The 14,627-nt window shown below is 72.2% G+C and carries 16 protein-coding genes and 2 pseudogenes; 6 read left to right on the plus strand and 12 right to left on the minus strand.

Annotation, left to right across the window (positions count from 1 at the left end; all coding sequences use genetic code 11):
- Entirely contained in the window at nucleotides 1-294 is a 294-nt protein-coding gene (locus OG898_RS15030) for a hypothetical protein (RefSeq protein WP_250742627.1), read from the plus strand.
- A 195-nt stretch (nucleotides 295-489) separates the two neighbouring features.
- A complete protein-coding gene (locus OG898_RS15035; RefSeq protein WP_250742625.1) occupies nucleotides 490-1,278 on the plus strand; it encodes a DUF4239 domain-containing protein in 789 nt (262 codons plus the stop codon).
- Between the two features lie 33 nt (nucleotides 1,279-1,311).
- Here the strand turns inward: OG898_RS15035 and OG898_RS15040 are convergent, their stop codons facing one another.
- The 4 genes from OG898_RS15040 to OG898_RS15055 form a co-directional block, all read right to left on the minus strand.
- On the minus strand, nucleotides 1,312-1,710 hold the full coding sequence (locus OG898_RS15040; RefSeq protein ID WP_266957339.1) for a VOC family protein: 399 nt from the start codon (nucleotides 1,708-1,710) through the stop codon (nucleotides 1,312-1,314).
- A gap of 21 nt (nucleotides 1,711-1,731) precedes the next feature.
- Nucleotides 1,732-2,751 (minus strand): sigma-70 family RNA polymerase sigma factor, encoded by a 1,020-nt coding sequence (locus tag OG898_RS15045; RefSeq protein WP_266957341.1) that lies wholly within the window; start codon nucleotides 2,749-2,751, stop codon nucleotides 1,732-1,734.
- Nucleotides 2,752-2,855: 104 nt separating this feature from the next.
- A complete protein-coding gene (locus OG898_RS15050; RefSeq protein ID WP_266957343.1) occupies nucleotides 2,856-3,434 on the minus strand; it encodes a hypothetical protein in 579 nt (192 codons plus the stop codon).
- A 36-nt stretch (nucleotides 3,435-3,470) separates the two neighbouring features.
- A complete protein-coding gene (locus OG898_RS15055) occupies nucleotides 3,471-4,109 on the minus strand; it encodes a LysE family translocator (protein ID WP_266957345.1) in 639 nt (212 codons plus the stop codon).
- A gap of 139 nt (nucleotides 4,110-4,248) precedes the next feature.
- On the opposite strand from OG898_RS15055, the gene OG898_RS15060 reads away from it, so the two are divergent.
- Nucleotides 4,249-4,791: a GNAT family N-acetyltransferase gene (locus OG898_RS15060; RefSeq protein WP_250742618.1), complete on the plus strand. Its 543-nt coding sequence runs from the start codon at nucleotides 4,249-4,251 to the stop codon at nucleotides 4,789-4,791.
- Here OG898_RS15060 and OG898_RS15065 read toward each other — a convergent pair.
- Complete coding sequence (locus OG898_RS15065; protein ID WP_266957347.1) at nucleotides 4,781-5,620, minus strand: sporulation protein; 840 nt, start codon at nucleotides 5,618-5,620, stop codon at nucleotides 4,781-4,783. The two genes, OG898_RS15060 and OG898_RS15065, sit on opposite strands and share 11 nt — an antisense overlap.
- A gap of 99 nt (nucleotides 5,621-5,719) precedes the next feature.
- Between OG898_RS15065 and OG898_RS15070 the strand changes: the two genes are divergently transcribed.
- On the plus strand, nucleotides 5,720-6,553 hold the full coding sequence (locus tag OG898_RS15070; protein ID WP_250742615.1) for a sporulation protein: 834 nt from the start codon (nucleotides 5,720-5,722) through the stop codon (nucleotides 6,551-6,553).
- An 11-nt stretch (nucleotides 6,554-6,564) separates the two neighbouring features.
- On the opposite strand, the pseudogene OG898_RS15075 reads toward OG898_RS15070, so the two are convergent.
- A pseudogene (locus tag OG898_RS15075) lies at nucleotides 6,565-7,152 on the minus strand (LysR family substrate-binding domain-containing protein); the annotation flags it as partial.
- Nucleotides 7,153-7,155: 3 nt separating this feature from the next.
- Here OG898_RS15075 and OG898_RS15080 point away from each other — a divergent pair.
- Nucleotides 7,156-7,461 (plus strand): annotated as a pseudogene (locus OG898_RS15080) (DoxX family protein); the annotation flags it as partial.
- 33 nt (nucleotides 7,462-7,494) lie between these two features.
- Here the strand turns inward: OG898_RS15080 and OG898_RS15085 are convergent.
- The 5 genes from OG898_RS15085 to OG898_RS15105 form a co-directional block, all read right to left on the minus strand.
- Complete coding sequence (locus tag OG898_RS15085) at nucleotides 7,495-8,118, minus strand: hypothetical protein (RefSeq protein WP_250742612.1); 624 nt, start codon at nucleotides 8,116-8,118, stop codon at nucleotides 7,495-7,497.
- A 140-nt stretch (nucleotides 8,119-8,258) separates the two neighbouring features.
- Nucleotides 8,259-8,552, minus strand: coding sequence for a type II toxin-antitoxin system RelE/ParE family toxin (locus OG898_RS15090; protein WP_250742611.1), 294 nt, complete (start codon nucleotides 8,550-8,552; stop codon nucleotides 8,259-8,261).
- A gap of 3 nt (nucleotides 8,553-8,555) precedes the next feature.
- Entirely contained in the window at nucleotides 8,556-8,837 is a 282-nt protein-coding gene (locus OG898_RS15095) for a type II toxin-antitoxin system prevent-host-death family antitoxin (RefSeq protein WP_250742609.1), read from the minus strand.
- Nucleotides 8,838-8,880: 43 nt separating this feature from the next.
- Nucleotides 8,881-9,741: a TIGR03619 family F420-dependent LLM class oxidoreductase gene (locus tag OG898_RS15100; RefSeq protein WP_266957353.1), complete on the minus strand. Its 861-nt coding sequence runs from the start codon at nucleotides 9,739-9,741 to the stop codon at nucleotides 8,881-8,883.
- Nucleotides 9,742-9,873: 132 nt separating this feature from the next.
- A complete protein-coding gene (locus OG898_RS15105) occupies nucleotides 9,874-10,962 on the minus strand; it encodes an ADP-ribosylglycohydrolase family protein (RefSeq protein WP_266960249.1) in 1,089 nt (362 codons plus the stop codon).
- Nucleotides 10,963-11,681: 719 nt separating this feature from the next.
- Between OG898_RS15105 and OG898_RS15110 the strand changes: the two genes are divergently transcribed.
- Nucleotides 11,682-12,770, plus strand: a complete 1,089-nt coding sequence (locus OG898_RS15110) for a tyrosine-protein phosphatase (protein ID WP_266957355.1) — start codon at nucleotides 11,682-11,684, stop codon at nucleotides 12,768-12,770.
- A 67-nt stretch (nucleotides 12,771-12,837) separates the two neighbouring features.
- Here the strand turns inward: OG898_RS15110 and OG898_RS15115 are convergent, their stop codons facing one another.
- Nucleotides 12,838-14,547 carry a hypothetical protein gene (locus tag OG898_RS15115; RefSeq protein WP_266957357.1) on the minus strand — a complete coding sequence of 570 codons (1,710 nt, stop codon included), beginning with the start codon at nucleotides 14,545-14,547 and terminating at the stop codon, nucleotides 12,838-12,840.
- Nucleotides 14,548-14,627 lie beyond the last annotated feature (80 nt).

Genomic DNA, 14,627 nt, shown 5'->3' on the forward strand with positions numbered 1-14,627 from the left:
ATGAACGCCATCAAGCGCAGCCTCGCCGCCCTCGTCCTGTCCGGAGGGGCGGCCCTCGCCCTCAGCCCCGTCGCGCACGCCGCCGACGAGCCCGCCATCCAGGGACCCCCGATCACCCAGCGCGTCGGCGAGATCGTCGACCACCCCGGGGGCGCCGTCAAGGACGCGAAGACGGCGGTGGAGATCACGGCCTCGGCCGCCGGGTCCGCCTCGAAGGCGACCGACGCCTCCCTCGGCGGAGCCGGGACCGCGCTGTCGTCCGGCCTGCCGAAGCCGCCGAAGGTGCGTGCCTGAGCGGCTGCACGCCCGGCGCCCGGGATTCAGCCGCCGGTACGGGTGACCAGGCCCAGCGGGATGTCACGGCCGCCCGTCCGGGCGGCCGTGTCCCGGTAGGCCGCGTACGAGGGCATCGCGGGCGGGGTGCCGGACGCGGGAGCACGGGGACGAGCTGCTCGACGCCCAGGAGGCGGGGGGCTCGTTGGGCAGGACATGATCCTCTGGTTGCTCAATCACCTCAGCACATTCGTCCTCGGCGTCCTGCTCGTCGGCGGCTTCGTCGCCCTCGCCATCGGCGGCAGCCTGGCCGCCCGCCGCCGCTTCCCGCACCTCGCGGACGGCGACCACAACGAGATGGTCGGGGTGGCCCTCGGGATGTTCGGGGCGATCTACGGCATCATCCTCGCCTTCGTCGTGGTCACCCTGTGGACGCAACTGGAGAACACCCAGACCATCGTCGCGACCGAGGCCACCGACCTGGCGCTGGTCGTCCGCAGCGCCGAGGTCTTCCCGCCGGCCGAACGCGCCCGCGTGGACCGGGCGGTGGGGGAGTACGTCCACGCCGTCGTCGAGATCCAGTGGCCCCTCATGCGCGAGGGCCGGCCCAGCTACGAGGCCACCGCCGACCAGACGCACGCCCTGTACACCGCCCTCCAGGCCTACGAGCCCTCCGGCCCCCGGAGCGAGACCTTCTACGGGGAGGCCGTCGGCCGCCTCAACGACGTGGCCGCGCAGCGCCGGGCACGCGTGACGATGGCCGAGGCGGCGCTGCCGCCGCTGCTCCAAGTGCTGGTGTACGGCGGTGCGCTGGTGATCCTCCCGCTCACCTTCCTCTTCGGGCTGCGGAGCCTGAAGATGCAGCTGCTGTTCGTCTCGGCGGTGGCCGGGCTGATCGGCTTCAGCCTGCTGCTCGTGATGGCCCTCGACCGGCCCTTCGCCGGGGAACTGAGCGTCAGCCCCGCGCCGTTCAAGGACGCGGCGCTGGCGCAGTTCTGGCCGTAGGGGCGGATGCGTGCGGCCCCGCCGCCGTCGCGCTCAGCCCCAGGTGCGGGAGGACAGGACGAGCTGGTAGCCGTCGGGGTCGGTGACGGTGACCCCGTAGGTGTCCCAGTACGGGTTGTGGGCGGGCGTACGGGTCCCGCCGTGCTCCACGAGCCGGGCCACGAGGGCCTCGTCGGGGGCCTCGCCGAGGTAGATGACGAAGAGGTCCTCGGGGGTGGGGGAGGGGGCCACCGGGTTCTCCGGGTCGCGGGTCAGCTCGAAGTGCCAGCCGCCCCCGAGGGGCCCGACCATCAGCAGGTCGTGGTGGCCGGGGACCTGCTCGGTGGTGCGCCACTGGACGTCCAGCCCGAGCCCTCCCACGTAGAACCGCTCGGCGGCGGCCAGGTCGAGCGAGGGACGGGCGATCCGGATGTGCGCGCGTGAGTCGATCATGAAGGAGAGGGTACGGGCGCCTCAGGTGAGGGGGCCGAGGTCGACGAGGTCCAGCCGGTCGGGATCGGTGAGCACGTCGATGGCGGTGATCCGGCCGCCGGTGACCGTGAAGGCCATCACCGACATCAGCCGGTCCTCGACCACGCACAGCACGCCCGCGGCCCCGTTGACGAGCACGGGGCGGACGAACGGCGCGAGGGCGCTGTAGAGGGCCGCCTGGGACCCCACGATCCGGGCGCCGGTCAGGACCACCGACTGGCCGGCACGCGCCACGCCGCCGTCGGAACGCAGGACGACGTCCGGGTGGAGTAGGGAGAGCAGCGCCTCGAAGTCCCCGTCGCGGGTGGCAGCGAAGAACGCGCTGACCGCCTCGCGCTGCCGGGCCAGGTCCGGGTCCGGCGCGGGAGCCTGGCCCTGGACGCGGCGCCGCGCACGGCTGGCGAGCTGCCGGGTGGCCGCCGGCGTCTTGTCGATCACCAGGGCGATCTCGTCGAAGGGCACGGAGAACATGTCGTGCAGCACGAACGCCAGCCGCTCCGCCGGAGCGAGGGATTCGAGCACCACGAGCAGCGCCAGCCCGACGGAATCGGCGAGCAGCACCTCCTGCTCGGGGTCGACCACGCCGCCCTCCCGGGCGAGGACGGGGTCGGGCATCCGCGGAGCAGGGCCGACCCCGTCCAGCCGGTCGTCGAGGGAGTCCTCCCGGCGGGTCGCGCGGGCGCGCAGCCCGTTCAGGCAGAGCCGGGCCACGACCGTCGTCAGCCAGCCGCCCAGGTTCTCCACGTCGGCGACGTCGGTGCGGCTCAACCGCAGCCAGGCCTCCTGGACCGCGTCCTCGGCCTCACCGATCGACCCGAGCATCCGGTAGGCGACGGCCCGGAGGTGGGAGCGGTGCTCCTCGAAGCGGAGGGCGAGGAGGCGCTGCGCGTCCGGGTCGGCGTGCGCGTCGGCGTGCCAGTCGCCGGTCGCGTTCGTCTCCACGTCCACGTCCACGTCCACGTCCGCGCTCACGTCCACGTCCGCGCTCACGTCAGCGCTCACGCTCACGTCCGCGTTTCCGTCCCCGCCCACGCCCATACCCCCGTACTGAGTCCCCGACCGGTCGTCGTCGGCTCAGTAGATCATCCGGCCCCGCCGAAACTCCGTTACTTCCAGGGGTCCTTGGTCGGCATGCAGCCCAGCGCGCGGAGCTGGTCGTCGGTCTCCCGGAGTCCCTGGATCCCCTCGCCGATCTCCTCCCAGCCGATGGCCGCCGCCTCGGCGGCCTTCTCCTGGTCCGCCGGCGACGTGCCGAGGCCCGACGCGTTCAGCACCGTTGCCATGCCGGAGGCGAGGCGCTCGCGGGCCTTGGTCCAGGTGTCCTGGGTCTTCTGCTCGGGGATGTAGGCGACGGTGTACCCCCGGGCCTCCTCCAGCCGGGCGGACAGGGGCCCCAGATCGATGATGATCTTGCCGGCGTCGTGCTGGGACCGGACGCTCCGCGCCGCGAAGATCAGCTCGTGGAGCAGCGTCTCGCCGCCGGTGCCGTACCACTGGATCACCCCCGGGCCGGGGTTCACGGGCCCCGTGGCGCTGGGGGTCGGGGCGGTGAAGGTCGGCGCGGGCTTGAAGCTCACGTTCGTCTTCGGCGGGGTGATCTCGGGCTCCCCCGCACATCCGGTGAGCAGGGCGGCGCCGACGGCGCCGACGGTGACCAGCGACACGAGCGGTAAGTGGACGCGCATGCTTCCCCCTGGGAAGGTTTCGGGTCGGGCTCCGGATCAGTCCTTGCGCCCGGTCACGGCGACGGTCACACCCAGACCGATCATCGCGAGTCCGCCGGCCCCGCCGACGGCGGAGAGCCGCTGCGGCGACCGCGAGAACCAGCTCCGGGCGGTTGCGGCAACCATGCCCCAGGCACTGTCGCAGAATACGGCGATGAGGTTGAACACGAGGCCGAGCGTGAGCATTTGGGCCGTCACGTGCCCTTGGTCGCGGTCCACGAACTGCGGCAGGACGGCCGCGAAGAACACGATCGTCTTCGGGTTGGCCACCCCGACGGCGAACCCTTCCCACAGCGACCGCCAGTTCCCGTACGCGGCTGCGCCCGCCCCGAACTCCGCACGCAGCGCATGCCGCTGCCGGAAGGCCTTGATCCCCAGGTAGACGAGGTACGCGGCCCCCGCGAGCTTGAGCGCCGTGAACACGAGCACGGACCGCTCCACGACGGACCCCACCCCGAAGGCCACGGCGACGACGAGGACGTACGCCCCGAGCGTGTTCCCGGCCACCGTGATCAGTGCGGCCCGCCACCCCTGGGACAGCGCCCGACCGATGACGAAGAGCACGCTCGGCCCGGGGATGAGGATCAAGAGCAACGACATGGCGCCGAACGCCAGCAGCCGGTCAGTGGACACCATGTACGTCATCGTTCCGGACGGGTGGGGGGAGGGGAAGGGATTTTAGGACGGCCGGGAGGGCGGGCCGGGGCGCGGGCGGGCAGGGCGCTCCGCCAACAAACGAGTTGCCGCCGACCGGACGGTCGGATAGGAAGCTTGCATGCTAAAAGGCAATACGGTGGGGCTCAGGGCCCGGCACCAGGACGACATCCCCCTCCTGCATGCAGGTCTTCACGACGACGTGGTCACCGCTTCACGGGCCACCGCGAACCCGTGGCGGCCGCTCACGGCCGGCTCGGAGGCCCTGCCGTTCCAGGTGGACGACAAGGAGCAGGGCCACGTGCCGTTCTCCGTGGTGGACCTGGAGAGCGGAGCGCTGGTCGGCACCGCGACGCTGTGGGGCATCGACAACCACAGCCGCTGCGCGCACGTCGGCCTCGGGCTGTTGCCGTCCGCGCGCGGCAAGGGCTACAGCACCGACGTGGTCGCGGTCCTGTGCCACTACGGCTTCGTCGTACGCGGCCTGCACCGGCTGCAGATCGAGACGCTGGCGGACAACATCCCGATGATCCGCGCCTCCGAGCGCAACGGCTTCGTCCGCGAGGGCGTGCTGCGCTCCTCGGCCTGGGTGATGGGCGAGTTCCTGGACGAGGTCCTGTACGGCCTCCTGGTCCGGGACTGGAAGCCGGCCGTCACCGTCTGAGGCGGTCCAGGCCGGGCAGGTCGGCCAGGGCCTCGCGGATGCGGCTGCCGAGGTCGGCTTCGCCCAGCTCGTGATGGGCGACGGGGAAGGACAGTGCGGGCGGCTTCTCGTTCCAGCCGATCCTGTCCCGGTCCCCGCGGCGGACGAAGACCAGTGCGCCGACCTGGCTGTTGAGGACGGTGGCCTCGATCTGTGCGAGGTCGTCGGCCTTCCGCCCGGAGTCCTCCAGGTAGTACGTCTGCAGGTAGGGGCGGCGCTGCTCGACGTACGGGACGGAGTCGCCGATCAGCTCCGCCTCCACGCGGTGGTACCCCTCGGCGAAGAAGGCGTCCATCACCGCCTCGTGCAGCGGCGGCGCCGCCACGTGCAGGAAGTCGATGTCCCGCACCACGTCGGCTCCGCCGGATTCGACCGTGGTCACCACCGAGAGGTCGACGCCCGTGGACCGGCCGCCGAGTTCGGTGATCGGGCACTCCCAGGGCAGCCGCCCGCCGAACCCGATCCGGTGCTCCGCGCCGGGTGCGACCTCGGCCGAAGTCTCGTAGCCGACGGGCGAGAGCCGGGCCACCTCGTCCTCGCGGGAAATGCCCTGCCAGGTCATGTACTTGGCCATGACCCGCACGTCGAACCGGTCGACCTTCAGCCCCGTACCACCGCCGCGGAAGGCCACCTCGCCCCTCAGCCACTGACCGGGCTGCGCGTCGACCGTGGTGATCACGGCGTCGATCTCGGGCGGTTCGACGTCACCGGCACCGGCACCGTCACCGGCACTCTCGCCGCCGCCGCCACCGCCGGCGCGCCCGAAGCCGAAGAGCCTGCGCAGACCCACCTGTTCCTCCCCCGGGAAAGTCAGGCAAAGCCTAACCCCGGGCGGCGGTTCGGCCTCCGGCTAGGCTCGTGCCACGTGGCGTGGGGGAGGGGGCCGGCGGTGGCGTTCCGCAAACTGTTCAGGGCGGTTCGGGACGAGGGTGACGAGGGCGCGGAGGCCGCCCCGCCGCCCGAGATCGACACCCGGATCAGCACCCTCGCCCTCCGGCCCGGCACGGAGGTCAGCGGCAGGCTGGTGATCCGCGCCGGCGGAGCCGACCTGCGGATCACCGACATCTTCCTCCAGCCGGTCGCCACGATGTACCGGTCGGACGGCGAGGTCATCACCGACCACCTGACGTACTTCCACGCAGGGGTGTCCCGCTTCGACGTGCCGGCCGGCACCGAGCGGCAGGTGCCGGTCACCGGCCGGCTGCCCTGGAGCGTCCCGTTCACCGACTTCGCCGGCCGGGCCCTCGGCATCGACCTCTCGCTGCGGACCCGGATCGTCCTGGGCGACGACGCGGAGACCGTGCTCACCGATACCGACTTCCTGCACGTCGACCCGCTGCCCGCCGTCCGCGCCGTGCTCGACGCCTTCGGTGAACTCGGCTACCTGGAGCGGTACTCCCACCTGGTCAAGGACCAGATCAAGGGCTCCGAGCAGATCGCGGAGGAGTTCCAGCCCGTCTTCCTCACCGACCCCAGCGGCGGCCGGACGGACTTCCCGGAGCTCGAACTCGCCTTCGACACCAACCCGGTGGGCACCATCTGCCACCTCCGCCTGCCCGCGCCGGACGTCTTCACCTGGGACGCCAAGCCCGGCACGGTCTGGTTCCCGGCAGCCCACCACGAGGTCCCGTACGCCGACCTCACCGCCCGTGCGGCCCGGGCCCTGGAGGACCTCGCGGAGTTCTACCGCCGCCGGCCGAAGAAGGCCCGCGCCCGGAGGTAGGCCGCCGCCGCTCAGTGACGGTAGGCGGCTGCCGCGATCCCGATGAAGGATCGGATCAACGGGTTGCCGTCGCCCTCGTTGCACACCGCCACCACGCGGCTCGGCGCCATGTCGACCAGCGGCACCACGGCCAACTCCGCGGGCAGATCGTGTCCGAGGGGGGCCAGGCCGACCGTGCCGTTCCACAGCACGGCGTGCAGGCATTCCTGGACGGCGCGCACCACCGGGCCCTCACGCGGCGTGCCGCCGTGCCAGTACGACTGCCAGACGGGGTCGGTGCCTTGAGGGAACCGGAACCATCGGCGGTCGCTCAGATCGGCCAGCCGCAGCCGCTCGCGGCGGGCCAGCGGATCGTCGGCGCGCAGGACCACACCGACCGGATCGGTTCGCAGCGTACGCACCGTCAGGGCGGTCTCGTCGAAGGGCGCCCGGGTCAGGGCGACGTCGACCAGTCCGGTGCGCAGCCCGCACGTCGGGTCGGTCAGATCGGTCTCGCGGATGCGGATGTCGATGCCGGGGTGGGCTCGGCGGTAGGCGGCGGCCAGCCGGGACACTCCCGGGTCGGTGCCGTCGCCCAGGATGCCGACGGTGAGGGTCGCGCCGCGGGCACGCTGAAGCTGATCCGAACCCCTGATCAGCTCCGTCCCATGATGTCCTGGGTCGACCGCGTGCCCCTGCCCGCCCTCAGGGCCCTCGGCACGGTCGAGGTGCTCGGCGCGACCGGCCTGATCCTGCCGCCGCTGACGGGCATCGCGCTCCCGCTGGCACCGGCAGCGGCCGGCGGCTTCGTACTCCTCCAGGCAGGGGCGATGGCCGTCCACCTGACGGGCGAAGACCGCCGGATCGCCCTCAACGTCGGTCTCGTCACCACCGCGGCCGCGACCCTCTGGCTGACCACCGGGCTGTGAGCGGCCACGGTCCGCGTCCGGCCGTCAGGAGCGTCAGCCGGCCTTCTTGATCAGTTCGACCTGCAGCGTGGACATGCGGTTCCTGTTCTCGGTGTTGTAGATGCTCGCCTGGACGTACGCCACGACATTGCCGACGCGCATGACGGTACGGGTGCTGGACCTGCCGTTGGTGAACGACTGGGTCTCGTCGGCACCGGTGGTGAACTGAGTCGGCTCGGGCGCGGGGTCACCGCTCCCCGTCTTGGCTGCCATGCCCTTCATCGCGGCCGTCGCGGCCTGCTTCGAATCGAAGGAGAAGAGGGTGAACTCGACGTCGTCGTCATCGGAATTCCCCCTCACGGCAGCCTCCTTGTGGCCCGCGGCCACCAAGCCGTCGCACGAAGTGCCGGTCTCCTTGGCGCATTGCCGGCGCGCCATTTCTCCCTCGAACGCCGCCAGGTCGTCGCCGACCCAGACGGCGCCCAGCTCCTCGTTGGTCGGCAGCGCCGCCCGGACCTGCTCCACGGACAGGGGGCCGGACTTCTTGCCCTTCCCGTCGCCGCTTCCGATCCCGACGACACCCACGGCCGAATCCGCGGCGTCCCCGTCACCCCCGCAGCCGGTCAGCGCCGCCACCAGCGCCACTGCACACACGGTCCCCCGCACGGCGAACTTCACTCTGAACTCCCCATCATGCTCCGCACTTTGAAGATCCAACTTAACCACCCGGCGCCTGCTCGGCCTGCGTCGGGTGGGGTTGGGTGCGGAGGGGGCTTTACGGAGTACCCGCAGCTCAGGGCCCGTTGACGCGGGTGCCGTCAGCGGCCCCTCGTGTGGTGGTGCTCGGAGGCGAGCACCCAGACGACGAGCCGGCCGTCCTCGATCGTGTAGACGGCCTGGTAGTCGCCGTTGCCGAGGTGGAGACGGAGGCAATGGCGTGAGGGGTGACCGTGCAGGGCCCTGGTGTCGAAGGCGGTCGTGTCCCCCGCCGTGAGGGCCTTCTGGAACTCGGTCAGCCGTTGCAGGATGCGCAGGGCGTCAGGGCGGGGGACTCCGAGCAGGTCACGCTGTGCGTGCCGGGTGAGGCGGGCGACGTAGGCGATCGATCCCATCGGTCAGCACTCTTCGTGGCGCAGGACGGCGGCCATCTCGTCGAGCGTGGCGGCCCCTGCGGCCCCCGCACGCTCGGCTTCGTCGGCCAGTCTGTTCAGCCACGCGTCCTCGGCCTCGTCCGCGAGCCGGCGGAGCTGCCGGTACTCCTCGATGCCGATCACGACGGCTTCCTGCTTGCCGTCGCGCGTGATGATCGTGGGGACGCCTTCGCGGTGCGCGCGGTCCACGGCGCCCGCCAGGTGGCTGCCCACTTCGATCATGGACTCGATCACAGGCTCACTCATGCAGTGAATGTACCGAATGTGCATGAATGTGCCTGTGTGGCTCTCACAGGTACGGGGCGAACTCGTCCAGGATGCGCAGGATCGCGGGCTCCGCCTCCGAGGGGAGCTGGAGGACGACCTCCTCGATGCCCAGGTCGGCGTAGTGGGACATCTTGCCGGGGGTGGGCTGGACGGCGTACGGGACCACCTGGAGGGACTTGGGATCCCGGCCCGCGGCCTCCCAGACCTGGCGCAGCGCGGGGAGGGACTCCGTCAGGCCGCCGCCGCCGATCGGGAGCCAGCCGTCGCTGTGGTCGGCGATGGCCGCGAAGAGCTTCGGGCCGGCCTGGCCGCCGATCAGGGTCCGGGGGCCGTACAGGGGGACGCCCGGGGCGAGTTCGCGCGGGGGCTGGACCGGCTTGGGGTGGGCCGAGCTGGCCTGGACGGAGGAGAACTGGCCCACGTACGCCGTGGGGTGCGGGGACCACAGGCTCCGCATCAGGGCCATGCGGTCGCGGACCAGTTCGCGGCGGGTGCGCCACTCGACTCCGTGGTCGGCGGCCTCCTCGACGTTCCAGCCGTAGCCGATGCCGAGGGTGACCCGGCCGCCGGACAGGTGGTCCAGCGTGGCGACCTGCTTCGCGAGGTCGATGGGGTCGTGCTGGGCGACGAGGGTGATCCCGGTGCCCAGGTGGAGCCGCTCGGTGACGGCGGAGGCCTGGCCCAGGGCGACGAAGGGGTCCAGGGTGCGCCCGTACATCTCCGGGAGCTCGCCGCCCATGGGGGCCGCGGTGACGCGGCTGACCGGGATGTGGGTGTGCTCGGGGAGGTAGAGGCCGGAGAAGCCGCGTTCCTCCAGCGCGCGGGCGAGCGGGACGGGAGCGATGGTGCGGTCGGTCAGGAAGACGGTCGTGGCGATCCGCATGTGCGCTGACACCTCCGTGGTCTGGGGAGGGCCAAAGTACGGCTTCGCGCGTGCGGAGGGCAGGGGCGTGCGTCGGCCACGGCCGTGTTGGTGGTCACGGCCGTGGCGGTGGTCGCGGCGGTCCCCCCGGTGTCAGCCCCGCGGGTACCGGGTCAGCCAGGTGGTGGAGGTGGCGGTCGGGCCGTGGAGGGCGGGGCCCTGGGTCATCTCCAGGGCGAAGTCGTCGGCGAGTTCCAGGACCGTGGCGCGGCCTTCGAGACCGGCGAGCCAGGCCGCCGGGAGGGCCGTTTCGCCGTGCTGGGCGCCGAGCAGGGAGCCGCACAGGGCGCCGGTGGCCGCGGAGTCGCCGCCGTGGTTCACGGCCAGGCGCAGGCCGTGGGCCACGTTCTCGGCGACGAGGGCGCAGTACACGGCGATGGCCAGGACCTCCTCGGCCTGGCGGCCGTGGCCGGGGGACAGGCCCTCGACCGTCTGCGGCGACGGGACGCCCGTGGTGACGGCGCCGAGCGCGCGCTGCAGGGCGTCCGTGACGGGCTGGTGGCCGGGGCGGACGCCGAGCAGGCCCAGGGCGCGCTGGACGGCGGAGTCGAGGGACTCGCCGCGGGTCAGGCCGTGGACGATGACGGCGTGGGCGCCGGCCGACAGGTACGCGGTGGGGTGTCCGTGGCTCTGCGCGGCGCACTCGACGGCGAGCTGGAGGACGAGGGCGGGCTCCCAGCCGACCAGCAGCCCGAAGGGGGCGGAACGGGTGGCGGCGGCCGGGTCCAGGGCGGTCGGGTTCTTCGGCTGGGCGAGCGTGCCGAGGATTCCGTCGGCGAAACCGGTCAGGCAGGAGCGGTCGGGGGAGCGCCGGGCGTAGAGCCACTCCTCCTGCGCGAGCCAGCCGTTGTCCTCGCGGCGCTCGTCGGGGCCCCAGTCGCTCTGGGTCAGGGCCCAGCGGAGGTACGCGCGGTGCACGTCGGTCGGCGGGTGCCAGGCGCCGGTGTCCCGGCGCACGTGGGCCCGTATCAGGCCGTCCACGGTGAAGAGGCCGAGCTGCGTGGCGGCGGTGACCGCGGCCCGGGGGGCCGGCTCGGTCAGGCCCGCCGGGCCGTGGGCCCCGACCAGCTCGGGGAGGGAGAGGGCGGCGACGGGTGCGCCGAGGGCGTCGCCGATGGCCGAGCCGAGGAGGGTTCCCCTGACCCGGCTACGGAAATCCTGCTGCTCGGTGCGGCCCCACAGGCCGGTCGTGACGGCGGCCCGGCCGCCGAGGGTGGCGCCGGCGGCGGGGCCCGTGGCGGGGCCGAGGCTGGTGGCTCCGCGGGTGGCTCCGCCGGTGGCTTCGGGGGCGGGAGGCGGCGTGGGGGGCGGTGGCGGCGCCGGCTGGAGGGGCTGGGCCGCCCCGAGCCTGCTCTGCTGCTCCCCGGACGTTTCCGTCGCCGTGTCCATTTCGATCCCCCCGGACTGCCCGCGCGTGCCCTGGCGGGCACTGTAGTGGACAGTACCGATCGGGTCCGGAAGTAGTCGGTCACGGGGGCGGTATGGGGACACGGAACGGCCGGATTCCGCCGGTGGCCGGGGCGGGGTGCGGGTGGTGGGCCCTGCGGGGCGAAGTCCCCTACCCGCCCTTCCACCGTTCCCCGGGCGCTGCCCGGACCCCTCTGGGGCTCCGCCCCAGACCCCGGTCCTCAAACGCCGGACGGCTGGATTGGCTGCGCCCGGAACTTGAGGCGCCGCCGGAGGCACATCCAGCCCCTCCGGCGCTTGAGGAGCGGGGGTCCGGGGGCTGGTCCCCGGCTACGGTGCCGCGCTGTACGGCGGCGGGTCCGGGGCGCGGCCCGGTTGTCCCGTTCCCGCGCCGGCCAGGCGGGTGGCACGTTTTGACAGTTGTCTTCCCCGGGGTCGGTTTCGGCCATGCCGTGTTCACGCGGCGTTGTTCGGGGGCCAAGAGTCTCGGGGGCATGAAGAAGGCACTGCTCGCCGCGACCGTCGTCGCCTCCACGCTCACCGTCGCCGTCGTCGCGGCCCCCGCCGCCTCGGCGTCCGCCTCCGGGTGGGACCTCCCCTGGGGCGGCCGGCACCACGGCCACTCCTCCATCCCCTTCACCGAGGCCACCGTCACCGCCGGTGCCGACGGGGCGTACACGCTGAAGTGGAACGCCAAGGGCACCAAGCGCGTGGAGATCAAGGCGAACGGCAAGGTCGTCGCCAAGGGCGGCGCCCAGGGCGAGGCCGTGGTCGGCGGGCTGCCCGCCGCCGACCGGCAGTGGTTCGACTTCGAGCCCGACCGCGGTCAGGGGCTGCGCCTGGCCGACCGGCTGATCAAGCTCGAAGGCACCGTCAACTTCCGTGACGCGGGCGGCTACCGCACCACCGGCGGCCAGTGGGTCAAGATGGGCGAGATCTACCGCTCCGACGCCCTGAACAAGCTCACGGACAACGACCTCGCCAAGCTCCAGCGCCTCCGCGTCAAGACGATCTTCGACCTCCGCATGGAGAGCGAGCGCACCAAGGACGCCGACAAGGTCCCGGCCGGCGCGCACTACGTCGTCGCCGACGTCTTCGCGGGCTCCGGCTCGTTCCAGGTCATGCCCAGGACCCCCGACGAGGCCGTCAAGGCCATGGTCGACGCGGAGAAGGCGATGGTCAGCGGGGAGGGCGGCAAGAAGGCCTACGCCCAGGTCTTCGAGGGCGTCGAGCGCGACCGCGACCGCGGCGTCCTGTTCCACTGCACCGCGGGCAAGGACCGTACGGGCTGGGCGAACGCCTCCCTGCTGACCGCCCTCGGCGTGCCGGGCGAGACCGTGATGGCCGACTACCTGGCCAGCAACGACTACCGCAAGGCCGCCAACGACGCGATCCTCTCGCACCTGCCGGCCGCCCAGGCCGCCGTCTACAAGCCGATGCTCGACGTGCGCCCGGAGTACCTCAACGCCGGTTACGAGGAGGTCCGGTCGAAGTTCGGCAGCTTCGACGAGTACCTGGAGAACGGCCTCGGCATCGACGGCCGCGAGCTGAAGCAGCTGAAGAAGGACCTGCTGGTCGGCTAGGCAGGGCTTCCCGGACTGGCGCGGACGGGTGCGGGTGCTTGCGCGCCCGCGCCCGTCCGGCGTCGGGTCACGGAGTGACGACGACCTCGTCGTGGCGGCTGGACGCGTACAGGTACGCCGTGTCGGTCGCCAGGTACCGGGCGTTCCAGGTGCCGGTCGTGCTGGCGGTGAACTTCCGGGAGAAGCTGCCGTCCGCAGCGGTCTTGGTGGTGCCCATGCCCGTCCAGCTGTGGTCGCCGGTGGCCTTGAAGTAGTAGCGGACGGTCACGCCGGCCAACGGCGCGCGGCCGGCGTCGGCTTCGGTGAGCTTGCCGGTGACCGTGATCGGCTGGCCCCTCTTGACCGGCTCGGGCGCGGCGTTGAAGCCGGAGATGGCCGTGGCCTTGCGGTCGATCAGGCGGACGGCGGGCGTCGCCGAGCCCGGGATGTCCGGGGTGCCGGCGTACTGCACGCGCACGAAGCCCGGTCCGGGGTAGCGCAGGTCCCGGTCGATGGACCCCGTGGTGGTGCCGCCGGGCTCGGTGCGGACCGTCGTCGTGTCGAAGGTGGACCAGCCGGTCTTGCCGTCCGCCGAGTGCTGGAAGTCCACGCTCACCCACGAGGGGGCGTTCGACGGGATCTCGACGAGATTGAGCTTGGCACTCACCCGCACGGCCTTATACGCGAGGTACTCGGCCGTGAAGGTGCCGAACGAGGTCCCGGCCGTGGTGTCCACCGGCAGCTTCTGCCCCTCCTCGGCCACCCAGGGCGAGTCGGTGCGGACCTGCCACGGCTCGTCGTCGTCGAGGGGCAGCGGGAAGGACCCCTGGAACCGGCCCGTGCCGTCCGTCAGCATGTACTTCACCGTTGAGGGAGCGGTGTTGACGGCGACCCGCAGGCCGGCCGGTACCGGCTTCCACGTGCCGTCGGGGGCCTTCCAGGTGACGATGCCACCGATCTTGCCGTCCGTTCCGAAGGGGCCGGTCAGGGTCGGGGAGTCCAGCGTGACGCGTGAGGCTTCGCCCTGCAGCACCCCCACGCGCAGGGCTTCCTGCTCCTTGACCCCGTTCGCCTCGCCCGTGAGGTGGATGAACGGGGAGTGGGTGTCGAACGGCTTCGTGGCGGGGTCGAACGGCAGCGAACCGGTCTCGGCGCCGGAGATCCTGATCTTCGACGTGAAGTGTCCCTTGGCGTCGGGGGCCACCGGCGTGCCGACCGTGCCGGTCCGGGCCGTGAACGTGCCCGGATAGGGCTTCAGCGCGCCGTTGCGCGGGTCGTAGAGCTTGATGTCACCCGAGATCACCGTCTCCGGGTCCGAGAGCGTCACCTCTTTCGAGGCCTTCAGGTTCGTGAAGGACGGCCGCACCTGGTAGTTCAGGCTCGTCTTGTCCTTGTGGGAGACGTTCTCGCCCTGGGGGCCGTCGTACTCCACGTCGACGGTGTACTCACCGAACGCGGCGAGCTTCAGCGGATCGGTGTGGATGGGCACGGCGTAGACGACCGGGTCCCCGCAGCTGTCCGGGCAGGGTTCGATGCCGTTCTCGGGGACGGCGGTGAAGTGCTTGATGGTGGCGACCCGCGCGGTCGTGCCCTTCTTGCGCAGGTGCACCTTGAGGTCCTTGGGCGGCACTGCCTTGCCGAAGTCCAGGATGACCCGCTCGTGCACCACGCGGGCGCTGAACTGCAGCGGTTTGAAGGCGGTGGCGGCCTGCGCGGCCGTGGTGGGCACGGCCAGCGCGGCGGCCCCCAGTCCCAGGACGGTCGCGGTGCAGAGCGCGGCGTTGATGCGGTTGTTCATGAAGCCCCCGGAGATGCGTTCGACGATCTCTGAGGAGACCGCCGAACGCGTCCCAAGGTTGTACGGGGGCGTACGGGGAC

Source organism: Streptomyces sp. NBC_00193, from assembly GCF_026342735.1.
GTDB classification, from domain to species: Bacteria; Actinomycetota; Actinomycetes; order Streptomycetales; family Streptomycetaceae; genus Streptomyces; species Streptomyces stoeckheimensis.

Excerpts from the sequence above, each read along its gene's own strand:
- OG898_RS15030 (WP_250742627.1), top strand. The coding sequence starts at position 1 with ATGAACGCCATCAAGCGCAGCCTCGCCGCCCTCGTCCTGTCCGGAGGG.
- OG898_RS15035 (WP_250742625.1), top strand. The coding sequence starts at position 490 with ATGATCCTCTGGTTGCTCAATCACCTCAGCACATTCGTCCTCGGCGTC.
- OG898_RS15040 (WP_266957339.1), bottom strand. The coding sequence starts at position 1,710 with ATGATCGACTCACGCGCGCACATCCGGATCGCCCGTCCCTCGCTCGAC.
- OG898_RS15050 (WP_266957343.1), bottom strand. The coding sequence starts at position 3,434 with ATGCGCGTCCACTTACCGCTCGTGTCGCTGGTCACCGTCGGCGCCGTC.
- OG898_RS15055 (WP_266957345.1), bottom strand. The coding sequence starts at position 4,109 with ATGGTGTCCACTGACCGGCTGCTGGCGTTCGGCGCCATGTCGTTGCTC.
- OG898_RS15060 (WP_250742618.1), top strand. The coding sequence starts at position 4,249 with ATGCTAAAAGGCAATACGGTGGGGCTCAGGGCCCGGCACCAGGACGAC.
- OG898_RS15090 (WP_250742611.1), bottom strand. The coding sequence starts at position 8,552 with ATGGGATCGATCGCCTACGTCGCCCGCCTCACCCGGCACGCACAGCGT.
- OG898_RS15095 (WP_250742609.1), bottom strand. The coding sequence starts at position 8,837 with ATGAGTGAGCCTGTGATCGAGTCCATGATCGAAGTGGGCAGCCACCTG.
- OG898_RS15100 (WP_266957353.1), bottom strand. The coding sequence starts at position 9,741 with ATGCGGATCGCCACGACCGTCTTCCTGACCGACCGCACCATCGCTCCC.
- OG898_RS15110 (WP_266957355.1), top strand. The coding sequence starts at position 11,682 with ATGAAGAAGGCACTGCTCGCCGCGACCGTCGTCGCCTCCACGCTCACC.
- OG898_RS15115 (WP_266957357.1), bottom strand. The coding sequence starts at position 14,547 with ATGAACAACCGCATCAACGCCGCGCTCTGCACCGCGACCGTCCTGGGA.